13 protein-coding genes and 6 tRNA genes are annotated in these 16,399 nt (G+C 46.1%); 17 read left to right on the top strand and 2 right to left on the bottom strand.

Features of this window, described 5'->3' with window-relative positions:
- The 4 genes from K0036_RS14760 to K0036_RS14745 all read left to right on the top strand — a co-directional run bounded on the left by K0036_RS14760 (position 1) and on the right by K0036_RS14745 (position 5,908).
- Complete coding sequence (locus tag K0036_RS14760; protein ID WP_025642502.1) at positions 1 to 1,992, top strand: FAD-dependent oxidoreductase; 1,992 nt, start codon at positions 1 to 3, stop codon at positions 1,990 to 1,992.
- A gap of 40 nt (positions 1,993 to 2,032) precedes the next feature.
- Complete coding sequence (locus K0036_RS14755; protein ID WP_220430072.1) at positions 2,033 to 3,205, top strand: iron-containing alcohol dehydrogenase; 1,173 nt, start codon at positions 2,033 to 2,035, stop codon at positions 3,203 to 3,205.
- 183 nt (positions 3,206 to 3,388) lie between these two features.
- Positions 3,389 to 4,675: an aminotransferase class V-fold PLP-dependent enzyme gene (locus tag K0036_RS14750; protein WP_220430071.1), complete on the top strand. Its 1,287-nt coding sequence runs from the start codon at positions 3,389 to 3,391 to the stop codon at positions 4,673 to 4,675.
- A gap of 12 nt (positions 4,676 to 4,687) precedes the next feature.
- Positions 4,688 to 5,908 carry a dicarboxylate/amino acid:cation symporter gene (locus K0036_RS14745; RefSeq protein WP_220430070.1) on the top strand — a complete coding sequence of 407 codons (1,221 nt, stop codon included), beginning with the start codon at positions 4,688 to 4,690 and terminating at the stop codon, positions 5,906 to 5,908.
- 66 nt (positions 5,909 to 5,974) lie between these two features.
- Here the strand turns inward: K0036_RS14745 and K0036_RS14740 are convergent, their stop codons facing one another.
- Positions 5,975 to 6,838 carry a MurR/RpiR family transcriptional regulator gene (locus K0036_RS14740; protein WP_025642510.1) on the bottom strand — a complete coding sequence of 288 codons (864 nt, stop codon included), beginning with the start codon at positions 6,836 to 6,838 and terminating at the stop codon, positions 5,975 to 5,977.
- Between the two features lie 148 nt (positions 6,839 to 6,986).
- Between K0036_RS14740 and K0036_RS14735 the strand changes: the two genes are divergently transcribed.
- From K0036_RS14735 to K0036_RS14705, 7 genes are all read left to right on the top strand, one after another.
- A complete protein-coding gene (locus K0036_RS14735) occupies positions 6,987 to 7,661 on the top strand; it encodes a hypothetical protein (RefSeq protein WP_220430069.1) in 675 nt (224 codons plus the stop codon).
- 111 nt (positions 7,662 to 7,772) lie between these two features.
- Positions 7,773 to 7,844: transfer RNA gene (locus tag K0036_RS14730), tRNA-Glu, on the top strand.
- 10 nt (positions 7,845 to 7,854) lie between these two features.
- A tRNA-Thr gene (locus tag K0036_RS14725) sits at positions 7,855 to 7,927 on the top strand.
- Between the two features lie 28 nt (positions 7,928 to 7,955).
- Positions 7,956 to 8,029: transfer RNA gene (locus K0036_RS14720), tRNA-Ile, on the top strand.
- 6 nt (positions 8,030 to 8,035) lie between these two features.
- Positions 8,036 to 8,109: transfer RNA gene (locus K0036_RS14715), tRNA-Asp, on the top strand.
- Positions 8,110 to 8,217: 108 nt separating this feature from the next.
- Positions 8,218 to 8,290 (top strand) — tRNA-Val (locus tag K0036_RS14710).
- 3 nt (positions 8,291 to 8,293) lie between these two features.
- Positions 8,294 to 8,380: transfer RNA gene (locus tag K0036_RS14705), tRNA-Leu, on the top strand.
- 62 nt (positions 8,381 to 8,442) lie between these two features.
- Here K0036_RS14705 and K0036_RS14700 read toward each other — a convergent pair.
- On the bottom strand, positions 8,443 to 8,895 hold the full coding sequence (locus K0036_RS14700; protein WP_330627158.1) for an urea carboxylase-associated family protein: 453 nt from the start codon (positions 8,893 to 8,895) through the stop codon (positions 8,443 to 8,445).
- A gap of 249 nt (positions 8,896 to 9,144) precedes the next feature.
- On the opposite strand from K0036_RS14700, the gene K0036_RS14695 reads away from it, so the two are divergent.
- The 6 genes from K0036_RS14695 to K0036_RS14670 all read left to right on the top strand — a co-directional run bounded on the left by K0036_RS14695 (position 9,145) and on the right by K0036_RS14670 (position 16,349).
- A complete protein-coding gene (locus tag K0036_RS14695) occupies positions 9,145 to 9,858 on the top strand; it encodes a LytR/AlgR family response regulator transcription factor (RefSeq protein WP_220430068.1) in 714 nt (237 codons plus the stop codon).
- Positions 9,855 to 11,147 carry a sensor histidine kinase gene (locus tag K0036_RS14690; RefSeq protein WP_220430067.1) on the top strand — a complete coding sequence of 431 codons (1,293 nt, stop codon included), beginning with the start codon at positions 9,855 to 9,857 and terminating at the stop codon, positions 11,145 to 11,147. Before K0036_RS14695 ends, K0036_RS14690 begins: the two co-directional genes overlap by 4 nt.
- A 165-nt stretch (positions 11,148 to 11,312) precedes the next feature.
- A complete protein-coding gene (locus tag K0036_RS14685) occupies positions 11,313 to 11,993 on the top strand; it encodes an ABC transporter ATP-binding protein (RefSeq protein WP_220430066.1) in 681 nt (226 codons plus the stop codon).
- Between the two features lie 23 nt (positions 11,994 to 12,016).
- Positions 12,017 to 14,413, top strand: coding sequence for an ABC transporter permease (locus K0036_RS14680; protein WP_259283316.1), 2,397 nt, complete (start codon positions 12,017 to 12,019; stop codon positions 14,411 to 14,413).
- Positions 14,414 to 14,496: 83 nt separating this feature from the next.
- Entirely contained in the window at positions 14,497 to 15,168 is a 672-nt protein-coding gene (locus K0036_RS14675) for a response regulator transcription factor (RefSeq protein ID WP_220430064.1), read from the top strand.
- A complete protein-coding gene (locus K0036_RS14670; protein WP_220430063.1) occupies positions 15,165 to 16,349 on the top strand; it encodes a sensor histidine kinase in 1,185 nt (394 codons plus the stop codon). Before K0036_RS14675 ends, K0036_RS14670 begins: the two co-directional genes overlap by 4 nt.
- Positions 16,350 to 16,399 lie beyond the last annotated feature (50 nt).

Here is a 16,399-nt window from a genome sequence, read left to right as displayed (position 1 = left end):
ATGGGAAATACATATGAACATTTATTTTCACCGATTAAGATAGGAAACAGGCTTACGCTAAAGAATCGCTTTTCTGTGGCAGCCATGGGTACCGGAGATATGGGCGGTACCCGCGGCGAATATAGGGATAACACTATCGAGTATTATCTGGAGCGGGCTCGGGGAGGATTTGGGCTGATCGTGCTGGGAAGCGTCATTGTGGATATGGAGACCGATAAGCCGAATCTGATTGACGGCGTTGTTCCGCCGTCTTACGCTCCTGGCAAATGGCGGGAGAGCGCATGCAGGCTGGTGGAACGCATTCACTATTACGGGGCGAAGACCTTCATGCAGATTGGATTCGGGCATGGGCGCATGAGGCCTGGCCAGAAAGCGCCATCCCCAATTCCTAGATATGCGGATCCTTCCGAGATTACCGGCGTGCTGACGGCAGAAGAGATTGAGACGAAGATAGGATATATGATCAAGACTGCCAAAATGGCAAAGGAAGCCGGGTTCGATGGCGTGGAGGTTCACGCCATGCATTGGGGATACCTGCTGGACCAGATGGCCATGGAGATATCCAACCAGCGGGACGATGAGTATGGGGGGACCCTGGAAAAGCGTCTGACATGCGCCCGTAAGATTGTGGAAGGGATCAAGGCTGAATGCGGGCAGGACTTCCCGGTTGCTATGAGGATGGGAATGAAATCCTACATCAAAGGATTTAACCAGGCATCTATCGACGGAACCGAGGAGGCAGGAAGAACCATCGAAGAGGCGGTGGAAATTGCGAAACTGCTGGAGCGTTTTGGATATGATATGCTGGATGTGAACTCTGGAATCTACGATTCCTTCTATTACTGCGTAGCTCCGGCCTATATTCCGAAAGGATATAACCTGTATCTTTCAAAAAGGCTGAAGGAGGCTGTGTCTATCCCGGTATTTACGGCGGGACGGATGGACGATCCCAATCTGTGCGAGGAGGCAGTCAGAAACAACGAGACGGATGGCGTGGCTCTTGGAAGAGCGTCCCTAGCAGATCCATATTATGTCAAGAAGCTGCAGATGGGAAGACCGGAAAAAATCCGTCCCTGCATTGCCTGCGGCAACTGTATGGCCTCTGCGTTCAACAAAGGCTCTGCCACCTGCACCGTGAATCCGCAGGGAATGAAGGAAGGCCTGTATGGAATGACGAAAGCGGTTCAGCCGAAGCATGTGGTGGTGGTTGGCGGAGGCGTCTGCGGCATGGAAGCGGCGCGAAATGCCGCAGCCCGCGGACATGAGGTAGAACTGCTGGAGAGAGCGGATAAGCTGGGCGGCCGTCTCTTTGATGCAGGGGTGCATTCCTTCAAGGGCAGCATTCGGGCGCTGAATGAATGGTATATTGGCGAACTGAAGGATCTTGGGGTGAGAGTAAGGATGAATACGGAGGCAACGCCGGAACTGCTGAAGGCAAGCGGCGCGGACACCGTCATCTTTGCCATTGGCTCCGAGCCGCTGATGCCCCGCGCTATTGAAGGGATCGATTCGAAGAAGGCAGTGGCATGCACGGATATCCTTTTGGGCAAGAAGGAAGCGGGGCAGAAGGTAGTCATCGTAGGCGGCGGACTGGTAGGCGCGGAGATGGCATATGATATGGGGGCAGAAGGCAAAGAAGTATACCTGGTAGAAGCGCTTGACGATATCTGCGCCAACGATCCCAACGGAGTTCCGTTCTGGGTAAGGGATATGCTCAATGAACTGCTTTCCAGAAACCATGTTGAGAAATTGATGGGCCACAGGCTTGACCGTATCACGGATAAGGGGGCCGTGGTGCTGGATAAGGATGGCAATCAAAAGGAGATCGAGGCTGATGACGTGATCATAGCCATCGGCTTTCGTGCGAGACCGTCCATCTGCAAGGAATTGAACGGCTGTGGAATCGAGACCTTTGATATTGTAGCGGGCAACGGCATTGGAAGCATTACTACGCAGATTGGCGCGGCATACGAAATAACAAGGAAGTTATAAGCAGTATTTATATAATAAGGAAGCAGTAAAAGGAGGAAAAATGGTAGAGTTTAAGTTTCATCTGGCGACAGAGATTCATTTTGGAAAAGGCGTATTAAAAGATCTGCCGGAAACAGTCTTAAAATATGGGAAGAGGCTCTTCTTCCTGTATGATGAGATTCCGGCAAAGGCTACGGGCGCATATGACTATCTGTATGCGCTGTGCAAAGATAACGGGATTGAGGTGACGGAGTTTACGGGCATTGAGCCAAATCCCAGACATTCTACGGTAGATAAGGCAGTGTTACTGTGCAAGGAGGCAGAGGCCGACTGCATCGTAGCCTTGGGCGGGGGCAGCACCATAGATTCCGCAAAGGCAATGAGCTTTTCTGTGTTCCATGACGGCAGCTGCTGGGACTTCTATGAAGGGAAGGCGGAAGTAACAAAAGCGCTCCCCATTATTACGGTTCCCACCATAGCTGCCAGTGGTTCGGAAGTGTCCAATGTAACCGTAATGGCCAATTACGAGGAGCATAAGAAAATGGACTATCGGACGAATCTAGTAAGGCCTGCGGCAGTGTTTGCCAATCCGTCCTATACCTTTTCCGTGCCGCCATTCCAGACGGCCTGCGGGATTGTGGATATTATGAGCCATTCTTACGAGGGATATTTCAGCAACAGCCTGGGAAGCATCCAGGATGGATTCTCCGAGATTCTCCAGAAGACTTGCATCGAGCATGGCCGGAAAGTCATGATGTGTCCGAAGGATTACGAGTCGAGGGCGCAGCTTCTGTGGGCGGCGGAACTGGCAATCACGCACCTTGCGGATCAGGGACGCGATTTTGTCGGGAATCTCCATTCCACAGAGAAGATGCTGAGTGGATATTTCAGCCTTCCTCATGGTGCGGGAATCGCGATTGTCTCTCTGGCATGGTTTAAGTATTCCCTGAATGATGCGACGGCCCCGAGATATGCAAGGTGGGGAAGAAACGTATGGGGAATCGACGGAAACCAGGATGAATTCACGATCGCAAGGCAGGCGATTGCCAAATACGAAGAGTTTGTGGAGGAACTGGGCCTTCCGACCAGGCTGTCAGGCCTTAAGAACAAGGTGGAGGCGGAAGTCCTTCCTGAAGCAGCGCACGCATTGTTTGGGGCTGTTGACACGAAAGCATGGTTTAAACCCTTGGAAAACGAGGAAGAACTGCTGGAATTTATACGTCTGGCCTATTAGAATAAAAGAATGCTATATGCTCCATTGACCGGATAGAGCGTATAGCATCTTTTTTTATGTCAAAATAGACAATATTATTTTTTTATATTGAAAAAAAGCCAACAATATGCTATAAATATTATAAACAAATATATCCGGGATATTTAAGAAAAAAACAAATATGTTTAAAAGAAGGGAGATATTATGGACGAAACAAAAGGAATTTTATTTGATGAATCATTCCAGAAAGAACTAAAAGGCAGGTTCTGCTATCCAGATGGTGATCCTAAGTATGGAGAGCGGTTATTTTTTGACAACTCCGGCGGGTCATTGCGGCTGAGAAGCTGCGTAGAGGCAAAGGCGGAACTGGAAATGTTCCCTGACTGTCCGGAGAGGATTCATGCGAGGGGCATGGGCTTGAAGGAACTGGCAAAGGAGGGCGCCAGAGAGATTCTGGAAATCATCTTCGGAGCGAAAAGCGGCGCGTTAATGACGGAACTTACCGCCTCGCAGACCATGTTCCAGATGGTTGGCATTATCATGGAGAACACGGGAGGCAAAAATGCCGTTACATCCGCTATCGAACATCCGTCATCCTACGATGCGATGGAATACTACTGCCGGAAGACGGGAAAAGAAATGCGGGTCGTTCCTGCAAATCATGAGACGGGAGGAATAGACCCGGACGAAGTGGTAAAGTATATCGATCAGGATACCTGCCTTCTGAGCATTATGGCAGCGTCAAATATATCGGGTACGATTATGGATCTGGAAGAGATCGCCAGAAGAGCCAGACAGATCAACCCGGATATCTATATCATCAGCGATGCGGTTCAGCACGCGCCGCACTGCACGATGGATGTAGATAAGCTGCAGATAGACGGAATGAATTTTGCGCCTTATAAATTCTTTGGAGTACGGGGATGCGGATTTGCCTATGTCTCAGATCGCGTGGCCAATATGCCGCATCACCGGCTGCTGGCAAAAGAACAGAAGACGTTCGAGCTTGGCACCTGTTCTCCGGGAAATTTTGCGGCGGCGATGGAAATTATCAATTATGTATGCAGTATTGGGAAGCATTTTATAGATAGCGATGACCGAAAGGCATTATATAAGGAAGGAATGAGGAGAATCCATCTCCAGGAAAGAGCGCTTTTATACCATATGCTGGAAGGAACCGAGGAGATTCCCGGGCTTCGGCATATAGAAGGCGTACATATATATACGGATACGCAAGACCTCACTTGCAGAGATCTGATTGCGGCAATTGGAATCGACAATATAGATTATACACAGTGCGTAGCCGAATACCAGAAGCGGGGCGTTACGGTCTACGAACGGATCAATACAAGCATATATTCCAAACGAATTGTAGAAGCATTGGGACTTACAGGGGCGATCCGGGTATCTCCATTGCATTGCCACGGAACGGAAGACATTGATAAGTTCCTGAAAATAACCGGCGAGATAGCCAGAGAATATGCAGGTTAAGGAGGAAGAGACATGGGGAAATTAAGAAAATTATCATTGGGGAAAAAGATATTGATCGGTATCGTGATCGGCCTGGCTATCGGGTTCATCTCGCCAAAGGCAGCCGATACTTTGAAACCGTTGGGGGATATATTCCTAAGGCTTTTGAAAATGCTGATGGTTCCGCTGGTATTTTTTAGCATTACCAGTGGCGTCTGCAAGATGGGCGACATCAAGCAGTTATATACGGTCGGATTAAGATTTATATTATATATCATTGTTACTTCTGGAATTACGGCATGTATCGGAGTCCTGGCCGGGTTCATCGTGCAGCCGGGAAGAGGGACGACGGAATTCTTGGATGCGTCGGCAGAAGTTGAGAGCGTATCCTATAGCTTCATTGATAATATCATTTCGTGGGTGCCGGAGAATATCGTGCAGTCCATGCAGGAAGCAAACATGCTTCAGATTATTATATTTGCGATTTTCTTAGGAGTCGCCCTTCTTGCGCTGGGGCAGAAAGCGGAACTGCTGATCAAGGTGATTGACCAGGGGAGCGAAGCAATGCTGAAGATCACGGAATTTGTGATGGCATTCTCGCCGATTGGAATTGCCTCCCTTATGGCGACGATGGTAGCGACGATTAGCGGCTCTACTATGAAAGAAGTGCTGGTGTTCATCGTGACGGATTATGTATGCGCGATTATAGTCCTGATTGTATTATATCCAGTAATCATCAAATTCCTTGCGAAACTACAGCCGCTTCGGTTTATGAAGAAGATTGTCGAGCCAATAATCGTGGCAGCCTCCACCACATCTTCTGCCGCAACGCTTCCGGTCTCGATCAAGACGGCACAGGAGAAGCTGGGAATCCCAGAGAATATCTATGGATTTACCCTGCCGCTTGGCAATACTTGCGGTATGAATGGATTTTCATTATTTATCGGACTTTGCTGTATCTTTGCGTCCAATCTTTATGGATTCGCGATTACGCCTGGCAGAGTCGTCCAGTTCATCTTCCTTGGAATCATCCTGTCTGTAGGCGCAGCAGGAGTAAAGGGAGCGGGAATCGTCATGTCTACGGTGCTTCTTGAAACGATGGGCATGCCGCTTTCCTTGATTCCTATCCTGGCGGCAATCTGGCCGGCGATCGATCCGGCTCATACGGTGCTGAATAACACCAGCGATCTGGTTGGCACTACGGTAGTATCCTGCCAGTTAAATAAGACGGATATAGCCATCTATGATAAATAGAAGCAAAGAAGAGCAGACGCGCTGATCACTGCGCGCCTGCTCTTTCCTGTCGTTATTGTAAAGAATCTAGTACAGTTCCAGTGCGGAGGTAAATCTGTCAATCAGCCTCAGCTTCTCCTCGTTTTTATTTCCTATTTTTTTGCAGATGTATGTGCACAATAATTCCGCTGTGAACAGGGCAGGAATCTGCGAATTGAAAAACGCGAGGGAATCCACGGAATTTGTAAGGAGATAGTCTGCATAGCGGGCAAGAGGAGCCGTGGGCGTATCCGTTAATACGATGATGGTGGCCTTTGCCTTGGCAGCCATCTCTACTGCAAGATAAGTAAGTTTGGAATAGCGTGGGTAACTGATTGCGATCAGACAGTCTTTTCGGCTGATGTCGGACAGAAAATCGAACGTATTCATAATGCCTGCGGGCTCTGCAAATACCATCGGCAAGGTATCCTTTAATATGATGGAAAGGAACGCGGAGGATGCGGCACATCCCCTGGAGCCGACGATATATTTTGACTGGGCGGCTATGATGGCGTCGCTTGCATTTTCAAATAGATCCGATGGACTATGCATAATGACAGACTGTAAATTGTTGCAAGTAGTCTCATATACGGCTTCCCGGATGCTTGCGCCGGTCAGTTTCTCCAGGCTCTGCGTCAGTTTGACGGTAGGTATCGTTGGCGCATCAGAATGATTGTCAATATAGTCGTTGTACTGTGCCCTGATTGCACGCTGGAATTCCGTATAGCCGGAATAGCCGAGATCCTTTGTGAAACGGATGACGGAGGAATGGCTTATCTGCAGTTTTTCAGCCAATTCAGTCGAGGTCATAAAGCATACTTCCCTGAAATTGTTGAGAACATAATCAGCAATCTGGCTTTCCTTTTTCGTTAAGGTGGTATTTTTAATTAAATCCTGAAAGGCTGATGTCATAGTCAAGACCTCCGTGAACATTTTTGTTTATTATAACAAAATATAAATTATTTATCAATTGAAGGATATATTATGTTGTGTGGCAGAACCAGGAGTGCTAGTATATGGGTAGCAAGTTATCCAAGGGTAAAGGGGCAGGAAAATCATCATGAAAAAAGAAGCGAGCTGGAAAAATTATCTTTGGATCGGCCTGATTGGATTCCTGGCATTTCTTCTGGAATATTTCACTATATTTGTGATAGATGGATGGCTGCTCAACGTTGATATCTTTAATTATACGCCGCACCAGAGAGGCGTTCACTGTATCATAACGGCAGCAGTATGGCTGGCGGTGATAATAGGAATGCTGGCATATACAAGAACGCAATATGGATTTCCTGTAAGAATAGGAGGCCGGACTGAGAAGATCGCTGCCAGGGACTGGGCAGCTGCCCTGGCCTGCTTTGCGGGATGCAAGATATTGACGTTCCTGGATTGGCATACATGGAAGGTGATCGGAGAAGCCAAGGGAAAGGATGTGTTCCAGTTCTGTTCCCAGTATCTTTATTATTTGCTGGAAGTGGGGCTTGTCCTGCTGATTATTGTATATGGACAGAAGGCGTCGGAGATGCTGCTGGGAAGAGAGAGTAATTTTCCCTTTGGGGGCATGCTGCTGGCGCTGACTTGGGGTGGATTCCACTTTGTATCAAGAGGCGTGGGGATCGAAGTGTGGAATGGCATCTCCTGCATGATATTTTCTATTCTGGCGGGAATTATGTATTTAAAGGTAAGAAAAAATATAGGCTATAGTTATCTGCTGATAGCGCTTGGCTATTTACTGTAATATTTTTTTGTTTTTTTAGAAAAAGGCTTGAAAAAAGTGTGCCCATGTGATAATATATAACTCGGTCGCTCAAGGAATTATTTGTCGATATTTCCGGGGACAGGCTGTAATGGCTCCGTGGTCAAGCGGTTAAGACATCGCCCTTTCACGGCGGTAACACGGGTTCGATTCCCGTCGGAGTCATTTGAAATTCGCCGATGTGGCTCAATTGGCAGAGCAGCTGATTTGTAATCAGCAGGTTATCGGTTCGAGTCCGATCATCGGCTTAGTCCTATAAGGGACTTTTATGATTTTGGACCTTTAGCTCAGTTGGTTAGAGCAATCGGCTCATAACCGATCGGTCCTGGGTTCGAGTCCCCGAAGGTCCATTATCTGGCCCAGTGGCTCAGTTGGTTAGAGCGCCGCCCTGTCACGGCGGAGGTCGAGAGTTCGAGTCTCTTCTGGGTCGTCGGCACGATCATTTGGCAAGAGTAAAAAGCCTGATGAGAGAGTCGCAGCCTGCCGACTTGACAAAGTTAGATTAACTTTGAGGCGAGGCTATTATGTTTGTTTTTATGGGATCTTAGCTCAGCTGGGAGAGCATCTGCCTTACAAGCAGAGGGTCATAGGTTCGAGCCCTATAGGTCCCATATGCCGCAGTGGCGGAACTGGCAGACGCACAGGACTTAAAATCCTGCGGGACTTATACTCCCGTACCGGTTCGATTCCGGTCTGCGGCATTGGTGTGAGGTGCTTCAAATCCTTGTAAACAGAGGATTTGAAGCACTTTTTGCTTATTCTTTTAATTTCTGATGTTTCTGGAAACTGTTCTAATCGACAACAATTTTAATAGGGGAACACTTTCCGCTATTGCATTTGCTTTCGGAAACACTGCAAGCGCCTTATTGATATTATCAAAGCAGCTGGGGTGTCCTCCGCCGTTTTGATAAAAGAAGTCATACATTTCCGGTCTGCAACATGGATGAAGCAAATCGTGTTCTCCCACATCGTCAGAAAGTACCTTCATCATGGGTTGATATAAATTGGTATAAATTATGCTACCAACATTTAACTTTAGAGACTCGTTACAGTCTATCGTCACACCGGTTGAAAGAAATTCATTTACATTTCCAGTCGCTTCGGCAAAAAAATCTACCACTTGGCCGCCTTCAATATCGATCACTGTAATGCTTTGACCCTGCTTAACATCGATTTTCATTCCAGAACAGGCTGGAATAATATACTCTTTACTCATTGTATTCGCCTCCATAAATTCCAAGTTGTTTATGCGATCATTGTATCACTGTACATAAACTTTATCCAATTCTTAATACTATCAACTGAATAAAAGATCACCGCCACAGAAGAAATGATCTAAATTTTTATCATTGTAAGGAGAATTCGTATAGACATTGGACAGCGTTTTTGGGTTAAAGAATTGTGGATTTGTTATATTTACTGTATAATAATGGATTGAAAGTAAGCATAAAACGAGGTGTTTTTTGTGTACCATATAGCAATTTGCGATGACGAAAAAGAATTTATTCGTGAGATTACGAACTTGCTGCGCAGATATGAAAAAGAGAGCGGAAAAAAGTTTCGAATCACGGAGTTTTGTGACGGAAGTGACTTGCTCAAAGGCTACCAGACGGATACTGATTTGATTTTTATGGATATTCAAATGGAAAAACTAGACGGCCTGAATACGGCAGAGGAAATCCGTAAGATGGATGATGCCGTCGGCCTGTTCTTCCTGACTTCCCTACCTCAGTATGTATGGAGAGGCTATGAATACGGCGCGGTCAATTATTTGCTCAAACCAATAAAATATGCCCGGCTAAAAATAGAACTTGACCGTTTCTTCAGCCATTATCACGGAAAAGACGAGCCATACCTCTCGTTTTCAAACGATATGGGGAAATACAAAGTTCTTTATAAAAATCTGCGTTATGCAGAAACCTGCAAACGCAATGTACTGCTTCATTTTGAGGGACAGGAACAGGTCATATATAAAAGTATGAAAGAAATCTCGGCTCTTTTGGAAACACAGAGACTGTTTGCCAAGTGCCATGCAAGTTTTATCGTGAATATGGCGTATGTAAAAAGCGTGGAGAATCTCGAGGCGGTACTCGCTACCGGGGAGCGGATCCCAATCAGCCAGCCGAAACGCAAAGCGTTTATGGCAAGATTGGCAGACTTCTGGGGGGATATGCTATGATGTGGATCTATCAGGCACTGGATATAATAACGACTTTCTCTCAATCCCTCATTATTTTTGTAATGGGCGAAACTCTGTGCAGAAAGCCGCGTGCGAAGTTTTCAAGATGGATGCCGCCTGTAATAATTACGGCAACGACCTTTTTATGGACCTGGTTTATTGTGGATGCGACGTATAAACTCCCCTGCGTCCTGCTTTTGCTGATCATCTTATATATGCTGTGCTACAAAGTATCTATCCGTAATTCTATGATTGCTGCGTTCATGTCCATTGTCTTTGTAGGTACAATAGAAATAATTTCAACCGGAATAGCAGAAATATTTCAATTTCCGCAAGCAGTTCTCGTGGATGATATAGCAATGGCTCCGATTCCTATCTACTTGGTCTGCCTGTCTTTGACGGTGTCTGTTTCCGCTGTATTGTACCTGATGTTTAGAAATTTCCGATATCGGCTTAACAACAAGGATTTTATCATTGTATTGCTTTTTGAAATAGTCGCTTTTTTACTATATCACATAAGTGTCATTCAAAAGATAAAAAATAATTTAAATGCCGGATTTGATCAAAGATTTGATATGCTTTTAATTGTCATAAGCGTTTCCTTTGCTGTTGTTTTCCTGTATATAAAGAATAACTATTATCTAAAAGAGCAGGAACAGCAGTCGAAAATACAGCTAGCGTTACTAGAACGGCAATACAAATATTACCAGGACAAGCAAAAAGATGAAGAGCGCGTATGCTCGCTCTACCACGATATGAAGAACCATCTGCTGTTGCTTGAGGGTGGCCAAGGGACGGATGCCATGCATCAAATGGCAGAGCAGCTCCGGTCGCAGATAGCGGCTTATGAGGATTATATCCACACAGGCAATCGGTTTCTGGATGTCATTATCAAAGATAAGGCAGAAAAGATGCGTGAAAAAAAGATTGACTTTTCAGTTATGATAGATTTTGGCGGAATTGACTTTATCAAGCCTTTAGACATCAGTACTTTGTTCGGCAACGGAATAGATAACGCGATCGAGGCGAGTGAAAAACTGCCGCAAGAAGAGCGGATTATTCTGGTTAAGGCGGGACGGGTGCGGGATTTTGTATCCATTCTAATTGAAAATAACTGTATAGAGGAGAAAGCCGAGCATGACAGAACATCAAAGCCAGATGATTTCCTGCACGGCTTCGGCATTCCCAATATGCAGAAAAGCGCTGAAAAGTATGGCGGAACTTGTATCACAGTACGAAAGGGCGGGAAATTTGCTTTGAAAATATTACTGCCCGTTAAGGAAGATTAAAGCGAATACGAGCTTGTTTTCGAAAGGAAAACAGGCTCTTTTTTTATGCTTTTCATAGATATTGCGGCGTGGATATTAGATTTTGCGGCTGCTATTGTCATTTTTTTGCGGCTGAGTATGATGAGGTTATCACTAAAATGTAGAAACTTAAGGAGGATATTAGCCATGTCAATATTATGTACATCGCATTTAAAGAAGTACTATGGAAAGGATGAAAGCCTTGTCAGGGCATTGGACGATATCAATGTTTCCATAGAAAAGGGACAGTTTGCTGCTATCATAGGAACCTCGGGCAGTGGTAAATCCACGCTGCTCCATATGCTCGGAGGACTTGACAGGCCTACATCAGGCAGCGTACAGGTGGAAAATAACAGTCTGGAGACGATGCGCGAGGAGGATCTCGCGGTATTTCGCAGAAGGCGGATCGGCTTCATTTTTCAGAATTACAATCTCATTCCTTACCTTACTGCCTATGAAAATATTGTACTGCCGGTGCGTCTGGACGGGAAAACAGAGGATAAGAAGCTTTTGGAGGAAATTATAGATTTTCTGGAATTAGACGGGAAACTTTCTAACTATCCGAATCATTTATCGGGCGGACAACAGCAAAGAGTTGCGATTGCGAGAGCCTTGATCTCTAAGCCTGCGATTATTCTTGCGGATGAGCCGACGGGTAATCTTGACAGCCGTACCAGTGAAAAGGTCATCGATCTCTTAAAAATGACAAGCGAAAAGTTTCACCAGACTATTGTTATGATTACCCATAATCCTGAAATCGCAGAAAAAGCGGATATGCGAATTCGCATTGAGGATGGAAAAATCACACATAAGGAGCGTTCGAAATGAGTAGTAAAAGGATAAGGACAGAAATGTTAACACGGATGTCAAAGCAGAGCCTGAAGTATAGCCGTATGCGTAATACATTCGTGATGATTACGATTGCTTTGGCATCTGCCCTGCTTATGGGGATTCTGATGTATGCCGCTGGCCAGAAGGAAGATACGAAAAGACAGCTTTCCCACGCGCAGCAAGTGGGCTATTATAATCTGTCGGCCAGTCAGGCAGAAGCGCTGAAAATGGATGAGAGGATTGCCTATCAAATACAGGTAAAGACAGGCGCGGTTTCTGATATGGATGGATTTAGCGTAATACCTTATTATGTCAGCGAACTGTCGGACGAAATCAGGATCGCGGAGACAAAAAGCGGAAAATTGCCCGAACGGGAAAATGAGATCGCCGTGCAGGCGGCCATGCTGAAAAAAATGGGAATACCCATACAGATTGGAAGCCAGATAACGCTGGACTTTTGTGATGGGAATTCGGAAACCTTTACGGTCACAGGCATCTTAAGTGGCGAAGAGACAGCAAAGCGGTTTGCTGTATTTTTTTCAAAATCTTATGCCGATAGCGGAAGCCAGTTAAAGGATATGCCCTACGAGGTCTATGCCAAACTGCGTGGCGCAGCAGCGATGGGCCCGGAGGAGTGCAAGGAAGCAATGTACCTTATCGGAAGAGAGGCAGGAGTTGAAAGAAAATATGTAAGTCCGTCGAAAGCGTATCTTGAGTCATTATCTGCGGACTCCCGGGATATATTGCTGTATGCGCTGGCAGGCGCGATTATCCTGTTTGCCTGCATTCTGGTGATTTACGGCGTGTTTTATCTGTCTGTGATTGGAAAGATCCATCAGTATGGCCAGTTGCGTACGATAGGAATGACAAAGAAGCAGATGAAAAGTCTGGTTTCAAAGGAAGGCAGAAGACTGGCTGCGTTTGCTTCGCCTATCGGGCTCTTGGCGGGAGGCGTTGCAGGGTATTTGATCATCCCATCAGGATTTAGCATGGTCAACACGCTGCTGATAGCGGCCAGCGTCTTTGCGGTCATCTATGTTATCACAATGATTTCAGTCCGCAAGCCGGCTAAGCTGGCGTCTGCCATGTCTCCGATGGAGGCCCTGCGCTATATACCGCAAGATGATAAGAAGCAGACTGCAAATAAGAAAATGTGCCGCAAGTTGACGCCGCTTTCCTTAGGCGCGATGAATTTTACCAAGAACAAGAAAAAAGCAGGTGTTACAATGCTATCCCTTGCGTTTGGCGGTATTCTGTTTATGACGGCAGCGGCCTTTATGACCTCGTTCGATAAAGAAGGGTATGCACGGCAAGGGGTATTTGAGGATGCGGAATTTGATATCCGCTATAGCGATGCGGCTGTCGAGTCGGACGAAAACGGGATGAGCGGCTTGCAGGCAAATAAGCCGTTGGATGAAAAAATGATTCAGGACATCATTGCTTTAGACGGCGTGAAAAGTGTGGCGCAGATTAAGAATTTCGGCGTGCGTTTCGATTACGCGCAGCAGGATGAATATGATAATGATGATTCTATATACCCTCTGACAGAAAAGGAGACAGAGGAAATCAGGAAGTATGTTGAGGATGGGGATGCGGACTATAGCAAACTGATGAGCGGCGATTATATCCTGGTATCTGATAATGCGAATGCAAAGGAAATCTATGGCTGGCAGTTTCGCGTGGGGGATAAAATTACCCTGCGCTATTATGATGGCAGGCAGATGGCGGAAAAAGAGGTTACGATTCTTGGTACTCTGAACCGTCAGTTTACAATGGATAATAAGTTCGTGGAGGGCTGGTTTTTAATGCCTGAACAGGCAATATGGAAGCTTATTTCCTATGAGAGCCTGAATTCGCATCTGCTTGTATCGACTGAGCCTGATAAGGAAGCGGAAGTAGGAGAAATCTTAACACAGATGGTTGAGGAAAAATCGGAATTAAGCATGGAAAGCCTTGCGGAAAGAAAGGCCTTCTATACGAAAACAGCAGATTCCGTGTTCGGTGCCATCAGCGGGCTTGCCATCTTTATTATGATGTTCAGCATACTGAGCATGATGAATACGCTGATCACAAATATTGTTACAAGAGAGCAGGAACTGGCAGTGCTTGAGTCTATCGGTATGGCAAAAGGGCAGATTAGAAAAATGCTATTGTGCGAAAGCCTGATCTTAGTCCTTGCGGCTGTGGGTGTGACAATGACTGCCGGCACGCTGCTTGGATATGTGCTTGTGAGCCTGCTTCGTAACGGCGGGGCCTATTACATGACTTTTGCATTCCCGTGGACGCTTTTTGCCGTTTATGCCGTTGTTCTGATCGTGGTTCCTCTGCTTATAACGCTGATATCTATGAAAAACTTTTCGAAGGAGACGCTTGTCGAGCGGCTCAGAGGGGCAAAATGTCTGGGTAAGGGGGAATAGCACGTGGCAGCGCGAAGTTTAGTCACCCAACTGTAACTTTATCCTGCTATAATAGATACAAAAAGACAGGATGGGAGATTGAGATGATCGATTTATACTATGCTGAAGATGACCCCAATATTGCGAATACTGTAAAAGAATATCTGGAACAGAAAGATTTTAAGGTGACGATATATGATACGCTTGCCAGCATTAAGCAGGCACTGGAAATCCATGTGCCTGCAATGGTTCTTCTGGATTGGAATATGCCGGATGGACGAGGGGATTATTTGTGTAAATGGATCCGCGGTACATGGAAGGAACTTCCAATCATCTTTCTTACGGTCCGTGGGGATTCCTGTGATATCGTATCAGGGTTTCAAAACGGTGCGGATGACTATGTGGTGAAGCCTTTTGAACTGGTAGTGTTGTATTCGCGGATATTGGCTTTGCTTCGCCGGACCCGCAATGCGGCTGGGCAGTATCTTTCCTGCGATGGGATTATCATCGACCAGAACCGCAGGACAGTTACCTTCCATTTGGAAGAGATCAATTTGAGCGTGGCGGAATACCAGCTGCTCTTGTACCTGATGCAGAACAAGGGAAAGACTGTAACCAGAGAAAAAATCTTAGAACAGGTATGGGATGTGAATGGAAACTATGTGAATAACAACACGCTGACAGTCACAATGAAACGTCTGAGGGATAAATTAGACCAGCCATCCTGTCTAAAGACGGTCAGAAGCGTAGGATACCGTATGGAGGATACGATATGAGCGGACGAAAAAACATTTTGATCACAGTTGGATTTGTGCTATCTATCAGTTTGATCTCTTCTGCACTTACTGCCATGATGATGTTCCATTATGACAGCCGGCTTCAATTTAATCTGTTAAACGCTGTTTGCGGAGAAGTGTTAGAGCAGGATCCGCAAGCAGAAAAGATTATTTCAGCCGCATTGAAGGAATATACAGGAGGGAATGCCGACGGAACGGCCCGAAAGGATGTCTTATCCGTATGGGGATACCGAATTGCTGATTTTTCGCATTCGCTTCACAGGACAGGTGATTTAGCTGTGGCAGCAGGAGTTCTGGCGGGCTTCTGCCTTCTGCTTGTTACCCTGCTGTATCGAAACAAAAAGGAAAGCATGCGTATCCAGGGTCTGGCAGAGTATTTGGAACAAGCGAATATGGGAAAAGCAGTCATCCTTTCTACGACTGGAGAGGATGATTTTTCTAAATTGGAAGATGAAATTTATAAGACGGTGACGTTCCTTTATCAGACGAAAGAGGCCGCAGTACAGGCGAAAAATGATTTTGCGGAAAATCTGTCCAATATTGCGCATCAAATCAAGACGCCGATTACTGCAATCTCTCTGTCTTTGCAGACCATGCAAAGAGATAATAGTAATAATAAGGTGGAGCAGATACAAAAACAGCTTCTGAGGCTTAGTCATTTAGAAGAGGCCCTGCTTGTGTTATCCCGCCTTGATTCTGGCACGCTGATTCTTCAAAGGGAAGAGGTTGATGTTTTTACCGTGCTTGTTCTTGCGTCGGACAACTTGCAGGAACTATTGACGGCGACAGGTACTTCTGTTGATATCCCGGAACTGGGCGGGATGGCGATAACCGTCGATCTGGACTGGACGATGGAGGCGGTCATGAATCTGATGAAAAACTGCATGGAGCACAATCCGGGCGGAACTATCCACTGTGCTTATGAACAGAATCCGCTCTATACGGAAATTAGGATCTGGGATGAAGGGGCGGGATTTCTTAAAGAGGATATGCCCTATCTTTTTGAACGATTCTATCGCGGCCGCAATGCCCATGAAGGAGGCATCGGTATCGGACTGGCACTGGCAAAAGAGATTCTTAAGCGCCAGAATGGCACGATACGGGCTACAAACAAGCAGGGGGCAGGGGCGTGTTTTGAGATTCGGATTTACAGTCACTAAGTTGTAATTTTCATTTGCTATACTGTAGATATAGTGATATACAACATGAT

This window comes from [Clostridium] scindens (assembly GCF_019597925.1).
Taxonomy (GTDB): domain Bacteria; phylum Bacillota; class Clostridia; order Lachnospirales; family Lachnospiraceae; genus Clostridium_AP.
This window is presented reverse-complemented; position numbering and strand designations above follow the sequence as displayed.